General features: G+C 71.4%; 15 protein-coding genes and 1 riboswitch. Of the genes, 3 read left to right on the forward strand and 12 right to left on the reverse strand.

Going from position 1 to position 13,291, the window contains the following annotated elements:
* Positions 1-50: 50 nt before the first annotated feature.
* The 3 genes from EZM51_RS02640 to EZM51_RS02650 are packed head-to-tail and all read left to right on the forward strand — an operon-like array spanning position 51 to position 2,682.
* A complete protein-coding gene (locus tag EZM51_RS02640; RefSeq protein WP_136706655.1) occupies positions 51-977 on the forward strand; it encodes an ATP-binding cassette domain-containing protein in 927 nt (308 codons plus the stop codon).
* The gene (locus EZM51_RS02645) at positions 974-1,861 is read left to right on the forward strand and encodes an ABC transporter permease (protein ID WP_136706656.1); all 888 of its coding nucleotides are present in this window, start codon (positions 974-976) and stop codon (positions 1,859-1,861) included. Before EZM51_RS02640 ends, EZM51_RS02645 begins: the two co-directional genes overlap by 4 nt.
* The gene (locus EZM51_RS02650; RefSeq protein ID WP_136706657.1) at positions 1,858-2,682 is read left to right on the forward strand and encodes an ABC transporter permease; all 825 of its coding nucleotides are present in this window, start codon (positions 1,858-1,860) and stop codon (positions 2,680-2,682) included. Before EZM51_RS02645 ends, EZM51_RS02650 begins: the two co-directional genes overlap by 4 nt.
* A gap of 13 nt (positions 2,683-2,695) precedes the next feature.
* On the opposite strand, the gene EZM51_RS02655 is transcribed toward EZM51_RS02650, so the two are convergent.
* The 12 genes from EZM51_RS02655 to EZM51_RS02710 form a co-directional block, all read right to left on the reverse strand.
* Entirely contained in the window at positions 2,696-3,010 is a 315-nt protein-coding gene (locus tag EZM51_RS02655) for an antibiotic biosynthesis monooxygenase (protein ID WP_169053758.1), read from the reverse strand.
* Between the two features lie 194 nt (positions 3,011-3,204).
* The gene (locus EZM51_RS02660; protein ID WP_136706659.1) at positions 3,205-3,561 is read right to left on the reverse strand and encodes a hypothetical protein; all 357 of its coding nucleotides are present in this window, start codon (positions 3,559-3,561) and stop codon (positions 3,205-3,207) included.
* 83 nt (positions 3,562-3,644) lie between these two features.
* A complete protein-coding gene (ribH, locus tag EZM51_RS02665) occupies positions 3,645-4,115 on the reverse strand; it encodes a 6,7-dimethyl-8-ribityllumazine synthase (protein WP_136706660.1) in 471 nt (156 codons plus the stop codon).
* Entirely contained in the window at positions 4,112-5,413 is a 1,302-nt protein-coding gene (gene ribA / locus EZM51_RS02670) for a GTP cyclohydrolase II (protein WP_136706661.1), read from the reverse strand. The genes ribH and ribA overlap by 4 nt, the downstream gene beginning before the upstream one ends.
* Complete coding sequence (locus EZM51_RS02675) at positions 5,410-6,075, reverse strand: riboflavin synthase (protein WP_136706662.1); 666 nt, start codon at positions 6,073-6,075, stop codon at positions 5,410-5,412. The genes ribA and EZM51_RS02675 overlap by 4 nt, the downstream gene beginning before the upstream one ends.
* A 1-nt stretch (position 6,076) precedes the next feature.
* Positions 6,077-7,159: a bifunctional diaminohydroxyphosphoribosylaminopyrimidine deaminase/5-amino-6-(5-phosphoribosylamino)uracil reductase RibD gene (gene ribD / locus EZM51_RS02680; RefSeq protein WP_136706663.1), complete on the reverse strand. Its 1,083-nt coding sequence runs from the start codon at positions 7,157-7,159 to the stop codon at positions 6,077-6,079.
* Between the two features lie 94 nt (positions 7,160-7,253).
* Positions 7,254-7,399, reverse strand: a riboswitch (FMN riboswitch).
* A 117-nt stretch (positions 7,400-7,516) separates the two neighbouring features.
* Entirely contained in the window at positions 7,517-8,674 is a 1,158-nt protein-coding gene (locus tag EZM51_RS02685; RefSeq protein WP_136706664.1) for a hypothetical protein, read from the reverse strand.
* A 157-nt stretch (positions 8,675-8,831) separates the two neighbouring features.
* Complete coding sequence (locus tag EZM51_RS02690) at positions 8,832-9,605, reverse strand: HAD family hydrolase (RefSeq protein ID WP_248305423.1); 774 nt, start codon at positions 9,603-9,605, stop codon at positions 8,832-8,834.
* Positions 9,602-10,183: a GNAT family N-acetyltransferase gene (locus EZM51_RS02695; protein ID WP_136706665.1), complete on the reverse strand. Its 582-nt coding sequence runs from the start codon at positions 10,181-10,183 to the stop codon at positions 9,602-9,604. Before EZM51_RS02695 ends, EZM51_RS02690 begins: the two co-directional genes overlap by 4 nt.
* Position 10,184: 1 nt before the next feature.
* A complete protein-coding gene (trpS, locus tag EZM51_RS02700) occupies positions 10,185-11,198 on the reverse strand; it encodes a tryptophan--tRNA ligase (RefSeq protein WP_136706666.1) in 1,014 nt (337 codons plus the stop codon).
* 28 nt (positions 11,199-11,226) lie between these two features.
* On the reverse strand, positions 11,227-12,066 hold the full coding sequence (locus EZM51_RS02705; RefSeq protein WP_136706667.1) for an exodeoxyribonuclease III: 840 nt from the start codon (positions 12,064-12,066) through the stop codon (positions 11,227-11,229).
* Between the two features lie 10 nt (positions 12,067-12,076).
* Entirely contained in the window at positions 12,077-13,234 is a 1,158-nt protein-coding gene (locus EZM51_RS02710) for a YihY/virulence factor BrkB family protein (RefSeq protein WP_136706668.1), read from the reverse strand.
* Positions 13,235-13,291 lie beyond the last annotated feature (57 nt).

The following is a 13,291-nucleotide window of genomic DNA, read 5'->3' on the forward strand; positions in this document are numbered from 1 at the left end:
GGTCGGACCGACTGTACGGATGTCGGTGCCCGGGTCTATCGTGGTGGCTTGTGCCGGAACCAGTGATCGTCGCCCAGGGACTCGTCAAGCGCTACGGTGCCTTCGCCGCGGTCGACGGCATCTCGTTCGAGGTCGCGCCGGGCGAGTCGTTCGGGCTGCTCGGCCCCAACGGTGCGGGCAAGTCGACCACGATGCGCATGGTGGGAGCGGTCTCATCCCGAAGCGGCGGGGAACTGAAGATCCTCGGGCTCGATCCCGACCGGCACGGTCCCGACATCCGCTCGCAGCTCGGCGTGGTGCCGCAGGCCGACAACCTCGACACCGAGTTGCGCGTGCGCGAGAACCTCCTGGTGTACGGACGCTACTTCGGCCTGCCCCGCCGCGTCGTCGCCGAGCGGGCCGATGAGCTCCTCTCCTTCGCCCAGCTGGAGGACCGGGCCGCCGCGAAGGTCGACGCGCTGTCGGGCGGCATGAAGCGTCGCCTCACCATCGCGCGGGCGCTGATCAACGACCCGCGCATCCTGCTGCTCGACGAGCCGACGACCGGGCTCGACCCGCAGGCCCGCCACATCCTGTGGGACCGGCTGTTCCGGCTCAAGGAGCAGGGCAAGACCCTCGTGCTCACCACGCACTACATGGACGAGGCCGAGCAGCTCTGCGACCGCATCGTCGTGGTCGACAAGGGCAGCATCATGGCGGAGGGCACGCCGGCGGAGCTGATCCGCCGGTACTCGTCGCGCGAGGTGCTCGAACTGCGTTTCGGCTCCGACCGCAACCACGAGGTCGCGCAGGCCCTGCAGGGGCGGGGCGACCGCATCGAGGTGCTGCCCGACCGCATCCTCGTCTACACCGCCGACGGGGAGCAGGAGCTCGAGCGCGTCTCCGAGGCGGGTCTGCATCCGATCACGAGCCTGGTGCGCCGATCGAGCCTGGAGGACGTGTTCCTCCGCCTCACCGGACGGAGCCTGATCGAATGAGCGATCCCCGCTGGTCGAAAAGCGGCGACGTCGCGTCTCGAGACCGCTCCGCGGCATCCGCCTACGCGACCGATGACGCGCGCCTCGCGCTCGCCGCCGGCGCGCGTCCTCGGCGGTTCGGCGCCTGGTACGTGGCCGAGCACCGGCTGCGCGTCATGTGGTCGTACGCGCAGACGATCATCTCCACCGGGTTCGGCGAGCCGCTCGTCTACCTCTACGCGATGGGCGTCGGCCTCGCCACGCTCGTCGATCGCAACCTCGACGCCGGCGGCGTCGGCTACCTCGTCTTCGTGGCCCCCGCCCTGCTCTGCAGCGCCGGACTCACCGCCGCGATGATCGAGTTCTCGTACCCCGTGATGGTCGGCTACAAGTGGAATCCCACGTTCAGCGGCATGCACGCGGGGCCGATCCGTCCCGGTCAGATCGTCGACGGCCTCGTGATCTCGGTCGTCATCCGCCTCGCGGCGACGATGGTCGTCTACTACGCCTTCATGGTGCTCTTCGGCGCCGTGCCGTCGCCGACCGGGTGGATCGCGATCCCCGTCGCGGTCCTCACTGGCATGGCGTTCGGCACGTTGCTCATGGCGTACGCCTCGACCATCCGAGAGGACACCGGCCAGCTGGCCATGGTCCAGCGGCTCGTGGTGCTGCCGCTCACGCTGTTCTCGGGCACCTTCTTCCCGCTCACGCAGCTGCCGTGGTTCCTGCAGTGGATCGGCTGGATCTCGCCCCTCTGGCACGGCACGGAACTGTCCAGGGTGGCGACGTTCGGATACGCGGAGCCGATCTGGCTCACCGCCGTGCACGTGGTCGTCCTCGTCGCCATGACCGCGGTCGGATGGCTCTGGTCGCGGCGCATCGCGGTGCGGAGGCTGACCGCATGACCCTCGTCGATCACGCGGCCGAGCACCGCACCGGCCGGGGTGGCGTCGCAGCCCTCTACGCCGGCAACGCCAGGGCCGTGATGTACCGCGGCTGGCGTGCCACCCGCTCCACGAACTGGCTCGTGATGATGAGCGGACTGTTCGAGCCGATCTTCTACCTGCTCTCGCTCGGCGTCGGGCTCGGCGCGCTCGTCGGCACGGTCACGGTCGACGGCCGGGAGGTCGAGTACGCGGCGTACATCGCGCCGGCCCTGCTCGCGGTCGCGGCGATGAACGGCGCGATCTACGACTCCACGTGGAACGTGTTCTTCAAGATCCGCTTCGCCAAGCTCTACGAGGGCATGCTCGCCACCTCGCTCGGACCGCTCGACGTGGCACTCGGCGAGATCTCGCTCGCGCTGCTGCGCGGCGGACTCTACGCGGCGGGCTTCATGGTCGTCATGCAGGCGCTCGGACTCGCCCTGTCGTGGTGGGCGCTGCTCGCCATCCCCGCGGTGCTGCTCATCGCCTTCGGGTTCGCGAGCTTCGGCATGGCGGTCACGAGCTACATGAAGTCGTTCCAGCAGATGGACTGGATCAACTTCGTGCTGCTGCCGATGTTCCTGTTCTCGGCGACCTTCTACCCGCTCTCGGTCTACCCCGAGTGGCTGCAGGTCGTGATCCAGGCGTTGCCGCTCTGGCACGGCGTCGAACTCGTGCGCGGACTCACCACGGGCGCCGTGGATCCGGGGATGCTGTGGCACGTGCTGTACTACGCGGTGATGATCGCGGTCGGACTGGTGTTCACGACGAAGCGGTTGCGGGCGCTCTTCCTCGATTGAGCCGCGCGCCCCGTCAGTCCACCATGTCGTCGGGCGGAAGCACCCCGGCATCCTCGAGGAGGATGCGCTCGGGCGGGCGGGCGTACCAGCGCCCGTCGGGGTCGTCGTGCGCCGCGACCTCCAGCAGCCCAGGCCGGGCCGCCTCCCAGTGCGCCCGCGATTCCCAGACGGCGATGGCCACGATGCGGTCGCCGCCGTCCTCGCGCCACGGGCCGATCTGCACCAGCCCCGGCGTGCCGAGCGCAGCGAGGCGCACCCGGTTCATCGCGTCGAGCACCTCCTGCTCCGAGCCCGGATTCGGCACGAGGAACGACATCTCGATGAACATGGGCCCACCGTAGCGAGTGTTTCCGCGTGTGACGACCCCACGCGGCATCCATGATCCCCGGCGTATCGTGGCGGCATCGAAGATTGCCGCGATGACCTCGCGCAATCGAGGAGATCCCGCCGATCGAGGTCGATCTCGCTCGATCGGACCTCGTTCGTCGGGATCTCCTCAGTTGCAGCGGGCGGATGCCGCGATCAGCGCCAGGCGACCGCCACGATGACGTTGGCGAGCGTGAGCCCGCCGACGGCCCACAGCGCCCAGCTCGGCGCCGGGTTCTTCTTGCGGTAGACGAAGACGAGCACGGTGATGATGACCGCGATCACGAGCTTGACCGCGATCTTCCAGTTGTTCACGTCGTAGAGGTCGCCCATCTCGATGGTCGCCACCAGCAGCAGGCCGGTGATCAGCTGCGTCAGCGCCCCGTCGATCATGGCCCGCACCACGGTGCCCTTGCCCTGCCCGATCGATTTCACCTGTACCAGGAATCCGCCGAGCAGCATGGCGAGGCCGACGAAGTGCAGGATGACGAGGATGATGCGCAGGATTTCCATGGTTCGAGCCTAGGAGCCCGGCGACCCTCGGCGCCACCGGAGCACGCTCGCTGCCGCGGAAACCAACCGAAAGTCGGATGGGCTCAGCGCGCGAGCGACCGGATGGCGCGCACCGTGGCGATCACGGCCTCCGCGGCCTCGCGGCCCTTGTCCTCCTTCGACCCGGGGAGCCCCGCCCGGTCGAGTCCCTGCTGCTCGTCGTCGAGGGTGAGCACGCCGAAGCCCACGGGCTTGCCGGTGTCGAGGGCGACGCGCGTGAGTCCGTCGGTGGCGGCCGACGAGACGTACTCGAAGTGCGGGGTCCCACCGCGGATGATGACGCCGAGCGCGACCACCGCGTCCGCGCCGAGGTCGAGCGCGGCCTTCGCGACCACGGGCAGCTCGAAGCTGCCGGGCACGCGCACGAGCTCGAAGGCGGCGCCGGATGCCTCGAGCGTGCGCGTCGCGCCGTCGATGAGCCCGTTCGTGATCTCCTCGTGCCAACTGCCGGCGACGATCACGACCCTCAGGCCGGTGCCGTCGACGTCGAGTTCGGGGGATCCCTGTCCACTCATGATGCGTGTCCTTCCAGGAGGGCCTCAGCCGCGGCATCCGTCAGCTGCTGGTCGTCGATCGTGTGTCCCATGCGGTGTCGCTTCGTGTCGAGGTACGCCGCGTTGCCCGCGCCGACGCCGACGACGAGCGGCAGGCGCTCGACCACCCGGATGCCCCGCGCCTCGAGCTGGCGGACCTTCTCGGGGTTGTTGGTGAGCAGGCGCACGCGGTCGATGCCGAGGTCGGCGAGGATCGCCGTCGCCGCGCCGTAGTCGCGCGCGTCGATCGGCAGGCCGAGCGCGAGGTTCGCATCGAGGGTGTCGAGGCCGTCCTCCTGCAGGCGGTACGCGCGCAGCTTGTTGATGAGGCCGATGCCGCGGCCCTCGTGGCCGCGAAGGTACACGACGACGCCGCCGCGCTCCTCGATCGCATCGAGCGCGGCGTCGAGCTGCGGGCCGCACTCGCACTTCAACGAACCGAACGCCTCACCGGTCAGGCACTCGGAGTGCACTCGCACGACGGCGCCCTCGGGGTCGCGCGACGGGTCGCCGGAGACGATCGCCACGTGGTCGGCGCCGGTTCCGCGGTCGCGGTACGCGCGCACGCGGAAGACGCCGTGCTCGGTGGGCAGCGAGGTCTCGACCTCGAAGGCGACGCGCGACGACTCGGGCACCACCATGCGCTCGCCGGTTCCGAGGTCGTAGCCGGCGTGCCACTCGTACATCCATTCGATGAGCGCCGCGACCGTGGTCACCGGCAGCCCGTCGCGTGCGCCGAGTTCGAGGAGCCCGGGCAGGCGCATCATCTCGCCGTCGTCCTGCACCAACTCGCCGATGACGGCCACGGGCTCCAGCCCGGCGAGCCGCATGAGGTCGACGGCCGCCTCGGTGTGCCCCGCGCGCTGGCGCACGCCGCCGTCGACGGCGCGGAGGGGCAGCACGTGCCCCGGCCGGATGAGCATCTCGGGCGTCGATGCGGGGTCGGCCAGGACGCGCAGCGTGTGCGCGCGGTCGGCGGCGCTGATGCCGGTCGACACGCGATCGGCCGCGTCGACCGAGATGGTGTAGGCCGTGCCGCGGATGTCCTCGTTGCGTTCCGTCATGAGCGGCAGCTCGAGTCGGTCGGCGACGGCGTTCGGCATCGGCGCGCACAGGTAGCCGCTCGTGTGGCGGATCATCCAGGCGAGCCACTCCTGGGTGGCGAACTCCGCGGCCATGATGGCGTCGCCCTCGTTCTCGCGGGCCTCGTCGTCGGCGACGATCACGGGTTTGCCCGCACGCAGCGCGTCGAGCACGTCGGGGATGCTGGCGAGGCTCATGCGAGGCTCCCGGTCGAAATGGGCGCCGGTTCGGCGAGCGACGAGGGCAGCGTGCGATGCGCGTCGAGGCGCAGCATCCGCTCGACGTGACGCGCGAGGATGTCGGTCTCGATGTTCACGCGATCGCCGACCTCGACCCGGCCGAGCGTGGTCGCGGTGAGGGTCTCGGGGATGAGCGACACCTCGAACCACGAGCCGTCGGGCTCGTCGCCGAGGTCGCTCACCGTCAGCGAGACGCCGTCGACCGCGATCGAGCCCTTGTCGACGACGAGCGGCGCGTGCGCCTCGTCGAGGGAGAAGCGGATGACGCGCCACGCCTCGCCGGGGCGGATCTCGAGCACCCTCGCGGTGCCGTCGATGTGCCCCTGCACGATGTGCCCGCCGAGGCGGTCGCCCACGAGCGCGGCGCGCTCGAGGTTCACGGGCCGACCCTCCTGCACGTCGTCGAGGGTCGACATGGCGAGCGTCTGGGCCATGACGTCGGCCGTGAACGATTCGTCGTCGGAGTCCACCACGGTGAGGCACACTCCCGACACGGAGATGGAGTCGCCGTGCCGCGCGCCTTCCACGGCCTTCGGTCCGCGAACGGTGAGTCGCGCCGCATCGGCGCTGCGCTCGACGCGCGTGACCGTGCCGAGCTCCTCGATGATTCCGGTGAACATGTCAGTTCCCTTCTCTGACGCTGGTCGAGGCGCGCGAGGTGCCCTCGGAGTCGGTGGTCGTGTCGGCCGGGGGCCGGGTCTGGACCGGGTGGGCGACGACGAGCAGGTCGTCGCCGAGCCGCTCGACGGCGGCGAAGTGGAAGTGCCGGGCCTCGGCGATGGTCGTCACGCCGAGGTCGCCGACCGCGACACGCGGGCCGCCGAGCAGCACCGGCGCCACGTAGACGAGGAGCTCGTCGACGAGCCCGGCCGCGAGGAACGCGCTCGCGAGCGTGGGGCCGCCCTCGACGAAGAGCGAGCGGATGCCGCGGCGCTGGAGTTCGAGCAGGTCGCTCGCGAGGTCGGCGCCTCGCATGGTGATCGGCGCATGCGGGTGCCGGGTGATCGCGGCGCCGGCCGGGAGCGGTCGCCGCCCGAAGACGACCGGAACGGGCTGCGCGTCGAGGAGTTCGCCGGCCGGCGTGCGGGCCGTGAGCGACGGGTCGTCGGCGAGCACGGTGCCGGTGCCCACGGCGATCGCGTCGACCGCGGCCCGGCGGCGGTGCACGTCGGCGCGGGCGGCGGGCCCGGTGATCCAGCGGCTCGTCCCGTCGGATGCCGCGGCGCGGCCGTCGAGGCTCGCCGCCCACTTGACGGTGACGTGGGGGCGGCGGTGGCGGGTGGCGAACAACCAGTCGTCGAGGAATGCCTCGACCTCATCGACGAGCACGCCAGCGGCCACCTCGATGCCCGCCGACCGGAGGCGGTCGGCCCCGCCCGCGGAGCGGTCGCCCGGGTCCGCGACGGCATAGACGACTCGTGCGATGCCGGCGTCGATGAGGGCGACCGCGCACGGCCCGGTGCGCCCCGTGTGATTGCACGGCTCGAGGGTCACGACGGCGGTCGCGCCCTGGGCGGCGCCGGGGGCGAGCTTCGACAGCGCGTCCACCTCGGCGTGCGCCGTGCCCGCGCCTCGATGCCATCCCTCGGCGAGCACGTCGCCATGAGCGGAGAGGATGACGCAGCCGACGCGCGGGTTCACGCCCCTGGCCGGTCCGCGGGTGGCGAGCTCCAGCGCACGGCGCATGGCAGCGGCATCCGCCATGGTCCGCTCGTCGGTGATCATCCTCGTGCCGTTCTCTCAGGCTCCGGGGATGCATCGGCGATGCCGATGACGTCGACGACGCAGTGCGCCGCCGACACGTGCCGCCTCCCATCCGGACTTTCACCGTCGGTACCGGAATTCCACCGGTTCAACCGTTCGCCCGAGACCATTCGGCCTCGCGCTCGCGGCTCGCGGACTGTCACCGCCGGTTCGGACTTACACCGACCCCGGAGCACGTTGTCGTGTCGATTCTATGTCAACGCGACGACGTCCGACGTATTCCCCGGGTCGAGGCCCGCCGTTCCGGGGTCGTGGCGGCCGTACGGTGAACGATCCCGACGTCGACGGCCCGACGCGTCAGCGGCACTGTGCGGCCGCGGCGATCTGCGCGTCCGACGGCCGGCCGTACGCCTCGATGCCCGCACCCGGCAGGTCGTATCCAATGCCGATCGCCCAGGCCGTGGCCCACGTCTCGTGGTCGCCGCTGAAGGGATCGGCCGTGAAGATGGCGTAGCACTCGTCGCGGAGGACCTGCGTGTGGCCGACCTCGTGCACCACGACCGCCTTCGCGTTCTCGTCGGAGTACCAGTCCCGCTCGATGCTCTCGGTCAGCGAGATGAGGCCCCAGCCGACGCCGTCGGGCTTGAACTCGGCGGTTCCCGAGTACCAGACGTCGCTGGAGCGGCCGGCGACCTCGTAGGCCCAGGCGAACTCGAGTTCGACGCCCGACGCGATCGATCGCGCGAACGACTCGATCTCGGCTCGCACGGGGTGGGCGTTCCGGCGCTCCTCCTCCGCGGCGTGCGATGCGCGGACGTCCGCGATGGCGGTGGCGAGCGCGGTGAAGCGGTCGGCGTCGCCCGACGATGTGGTCGGCGAGTGGCGGAGGCCGTCGAGCGCCGCCTCGGCCGCGTGCCGGAAGCGATAGGTCGCCGAGGGGCTCGCGTCGAGGGCGACGGTCGCGAGTTCCTCGGTGCCCGAGATCAGCGTCTCGGACGCCTCCGCGAGCGCGCCGGTTCCGTCCGCGACGCGATCGACCGCCGCCTCGAATCGCTCCGCGGCCGCGTGGCGCGACGGGACGAGTTCGAGGAGGCGCCAGAGGTCGGCGTATCGCTCCCAGGCGGGGGCCGGCGTCGCCGGGTCGCCGAGCTCCACGATGCCGGCGGGGCCGGCGGGGGAATCCGCGAGGATGCCCCGGGCCGACTCGATGCGCTCGGCCAGGGCCTCTCGATCTTCGGGCCGGACCAGGTCGCCGGTGGCCATGCCCAAGAGGTACTCCGCGCGCGCGATGGCGGCGTCACCGCGATCGGCCGTCGCCTCGTAGTCGGCGCGCGCCTCGTCGAAGCGTCCGTCGGCGGCCGTCCAGGTCGGCCAGGCCTGTGCGTGCGCTGTCGTGGCGACGACGTGATGGCCGGCCAGCCCGAACGCGAACAGGCCGGCGAGCGCGGCGACCGCGACGACGCCGCCGTGGCGGCGTCGGGCGACGGGGCGTGCGGATGCGTCGGACGGGCGCATGGGATCCTCTCGTGCTCGGACGACCGGGATTCACGTTACCCGCCGGCGCCGGGGCGCTCGATCACGATCTCGTCGCGGAGCGTCGCGGCAGGTACGGTGAGACGACGGGCCGGGCGCATGGGGGTGCGTTCCGGCCCGTTCCCGGCTCCGCCCGCCCTCAGGACCAGCGCGCGCCGAGCAGGTCCGCGAGCTCGCCGAGTCCACGCACCTCGAGCACGCCGGCCGCACGAGCCGCCGCGGCATCCTCGGGCGAGGGGGACTCGCCGCGACGGTTCAGCCACACGCCGACCAGGCCCGCGTTCGCGGCACCCACGGCATCGGTGTGCAGGCGGTCGCCGACGTAGGCCGCGGCCGAGACCGGAGCCGTCGCACGGAACCGGTCGAGTGCGACGGCGAAGATCGCCGAGTCGGGCTTGGCGACGCCGACCGCCCCGGAGGCGACCACGTGCTCCACGCGGCCTCCGAGCGCGAGCCGGGCGATCTTCGCCGACTGGTACTCGAGCTCGCCGTTGGTGATGATGCCGAAACGGACGCCGGGCAGCCGGGCGGCGAGCGCGTCGAGTGCCGGGGCGACGTCGTCGTGCAGCGCCCACGATTCGCGGTAGCGCTCGAAGTACTCGGCGAACCACCGGCTGGCGCCGTGCTCGTCGAGTTCCTCGCCGAAGAGCCGGGCGAACTCGGCCGCGCGAGCCCGGCGCTGGCCCTCGAACGTGAGCGCACCCGCGAGGTACGCGAGGTAGTGCTCCTCCTCGAGCTCGTGCCATCGGCGCATCGCGTCGGACTCGTCGCCGCGATACGCGCGGGCGCGCATGTGCAGCACGATGCCGGCGGCGACCGCCTCGCGGTGCGCCATCAACGTGTCGTCGAGGTCGAACAGCACCACGGGTCGGCTCGTCGGTGCCACCGGCTCGGGCTCCGAGGGCGGGGTCACGCGGCGGCCCCGAGCACGGCGTCCCAGCTCGCGTGCGCAGCCGGATCGACGGATGCCTCACGCACCGCGTACCACGCGGGCAACGTGACCGTGCCGTCGCGCGTGGGCACCGTGGCATCCGCAGGTTCGATCCGCCGGAACCCCACCGCCCTGGCGACCCTCGCGGATGCGACGTTGCCTTCCACGGCACGCCAGAGGACCGTCGTGGCGCCGCGGATGCCGCCATCGAGCGTCCAGTCGACGACCGCCGTCGCGGCTTCGCTCATGAGCCCCTCGCCGCGATGCTCGGCGCCCATCCAGAAGCCGAGCTCGTGCTGGGTGTCGCGCACGCTGATCACTCCGAGGAGGGGACCGCCCTCGACCCGACGGAGCGCCCAGGTGAGCTCCGTGCCGCTCGCCCAGGACTCGGGCACGTGCTCGCTGAGGAACGCACGGGCGTCGGCCCGTGTGTACGGCCACGGCGTCGTGAGGTACCGCTCGAACAACGGGTCCTGGCAGTACCGGGTCACCAGCTCGGCGTCGGCCGGCACGGGCAGGTCGAGCACGAGTCGCGTCGTGCGGATGCCGACGGGTCGCACGTCAGCCCCGGCGAACGAAACCGACGCGGTCGTACACCGTGCGGAGCATCCGCTCGGCCCGCTCGGATGCGCGCCCGGCGCCGATCGCGAGCAGGCGGTCGAGCTCGGCCGGGTCCTCCATGAGCTCGAGCGTGCGCGCCCGGATGGGCGCGACGCGCTCGACGACGGCGTCGGCCACGTCCTTCTTGAAGTCGCCGTAGCCGCGGCCCTCGTACTCGGTCTCGAGCTCGGGGATGGTGCGGCCGGTGACGGCGGCGAGGATGTCGAGGAGGTTCGAGATGCCGGGCTTCTCGGCCGGGTCGTAGCGCACCTCGCGCCCGGTGTCGGTGACCGCGCTGCGGAACTTCTTCGCGGTGACCGCTGGGTCGTCGAGGAGCTTCACGAGACCGGCCTCGGACGCCGCCGACTTCGACATCTTCGCGGTGGGCTCCTGCAGGTCGTAGATGCGGGCCGACTCCTTCGGGATGAGCGCCTCGGGCACGATGAACGTGTCGCCGAACCGGGTGTTGAATCGGTGCGCCAGGTCGCGGGTGAGCTCGAGGTGCTGGCGCTGGTCGTCGCCGACGGGCACCAGCTGCGTGCCGTACAGCAGGATGTCGGCGGCCATCAGCACGGGGTAGGTGAACAGGCCGACCGTGGTGCCCTCGGCGCCCTGCTTCGCCGACTTGTCCTTGAACTGGGTCATGCGGCTCGCCTCGCCGAAGCCCGTGATCGAGCCGAGCACCCAGGCGAGCTCGGTGTGCGCCGGCACGTGGGACTGCACGAACAGGGTGGTCCGTTCGACGTCGACGCCGGCGGCCAGGTACTGCGCGGCCGTGCGGCGCGTGCTCTCGTGCAGGGCCTTCGGGTCCTGGGGCACCGTGATGGCGTGCAGGTCGACGACGCAGTAGATGGGGTCGGCCTCGTCCTGCAGGGCGACCCAGTTCACGAGCGCGCCGAGGTAGTTGCCGAGGTGCAGCGAGTCGCTCGAGGGCTGCATGCCCGAGAAGACGACGGGGCGGTTGGGAGTGTCCATTCGGTGGGGTTCCTTGTCAGCGGGGGAGTCAGATGGCGTAGTCGACGACCACGGGAGCGTGGTCGGACCATCGCGAGTCGTAGGTGGCGGCGCGGTCGACCGCGTACGCGACGGCGGCGTCGGCGAGCGTCGGCGTGGCGAGCTGGTAGTCGATGCGCCAGCCGGTGTCGTTGTCGAACGCCTTGCCGCGCCACGACCACCACGAGTACGGCCCGTCGACCTCGCCCGCGAACCGGCGGCCGACATCGATCCAGCCGAGCCCGCCGCCCCGGTTGTAGCCGTCGTCGCCCTCGGCGCCGAGGAAGCGGTCGAAGTAGGCGCGCTCGTCGGGCAGGAAGCCGGCCCGCTTCACGTTGCCCTTCCAGTTGCGGATGTCGAGCGTGCGGTGACCGACGTTGAGGTCGCCGACGACGAGGGCGAGCTCGGAGTGGGCGGCCAGCTCGGGCAGCCGCGCCTCCATCGCGTCGAGGAACCGGTACTTCTCCACCTGCTTCTGGGTGTCGGCCTCACCCGAGTGCACGTAGGCGCTCACGACCGTGACCACGCGGTCGCCGACCTCGTAGTCGGCCTCGAGCCAGCGGCCCGCGGTGTCGAAGTCGGCGGCGCCGAACTCGATGCGGTGGATGCTCGCGCGGTTGCGGCTCGCGATCGCGACGCCCGCGCGGCCCTTCGCCGTCGCCGGATCGTGCAGGATGTCCCACTCCTCGCCGAGGAGCGACTGCAGGTCTTCGGTCGTCGCCCGCACCTCCTGCATGGCGAGGATGTCGACGTCGCGCCCGGCCAGCCACTCGCCCATGCCCCGTCGGAATGCGGCGCGCACCCCGTTCACGTTGACGCTGGCGACACGGAGGGGTTTCGCGGGGGGCATGACTCCGATCCTACGGGAGCCGTCCGACGTCGCTTCCCGTCGGGCCGGCCGCGGACGCCTCGGCGCGGGCGAGTTCCGCCTCGGCCCGGGCGAGGTGTCGGCGGGCCAGGGGCCGACCGAACCAGTTCGCCTCGGCGAGCTCCCGCCGAGCCTCTCGCACGCGCACGCCGGCGGCGGTGACGAGGGCGCGCTGCTCCTTCGCCCGCTGCTCGGCGATGAGCTGCTCGGAGGTGACCTGCCGGAGCGTCTCGTGGTTGTCGGCGGCCTCCACCGCGATCCAGCTCGCGGCCACGAGCATCACGATGCTCGTGAGCCGGAACCAGAGGAGGAGCGCGATGAAGACCGCGAAGGTGGCGAGCAGCGGATTGCTGCTCGTCTCCGATACGAGGAATCCGCTGAGGAACTGCAGCACGGAGATCGCCGCGGATCCGAGCAGGGAGCCGACCCACATGCGGCGCCAGGGCATCGCCGCGCCCGACAGGAACCGGAACAGCACCGCGAGCGCGAGCGTGTCGATGACGAAGACCACGAGGACCGCGCCCGACTGCAGGAGGCCGGCCTGCCATCCTCGGTCGCCCGCGAGGCCGATCAGGTTGAGGAGCCAGCCGAAGAACGACGTCGCCACGACGGACAGCACGGTGGCGACGAGGATGATCGTGCCGAACGCGAGCCCCGCGAGCAGATCGCGCGCCTTGAGGTAGAGGTAGGCACGGTTGTCCTTCGGGAGTCCGAAGATGCTTCGCACCGCCATCCGCGAGAGCGTGATCCACGCGATCGCGGTCCAGATCAAGCCGGCGAGCGCGACCGCGCCCGTCCAGCCGAACAGGCTCGTGCTCGTGGAGGCGATCGCGGTGAGCTCGTCGGTCGAGATCACGCCGTGCTCGCCGATGAGGCCGGGCGCGTAGGTGTTGAGGAGCAGGACGAACGCCTCGAGGGTCCTCTCGTTGCCGGTGAGCCAGATGCCGGCGACGGCGAACACCACGTAGACGGCCGCGAAGATCGCGAACAGGGCTTGGTAGCTCATGCCCGCCGACAGGAGGAACCCGTTGCGGGCGAGGAAGTGACGCCACACCCGCACGGGGAACAGCGCCAGCGTCTTGTTCGTGAGCGTGGTGACCCGTTCGATCGGCTCCTCGAGCCGGTCACGGATCCGATGGCGGTCGCTCACGCCCTCAGACTAACGAGGCCGCGGGCAACGCCCGCGGCCTCGTGCATGTCGAGTGGT

This window comes from Agromyces sp. H66, from assembly GCF_004959775.1.
Lineage (GTDB): Bacteria > Actinomycetota > Actinomycetes > Actinomycetales > Microbacteriaceae > Agromyces.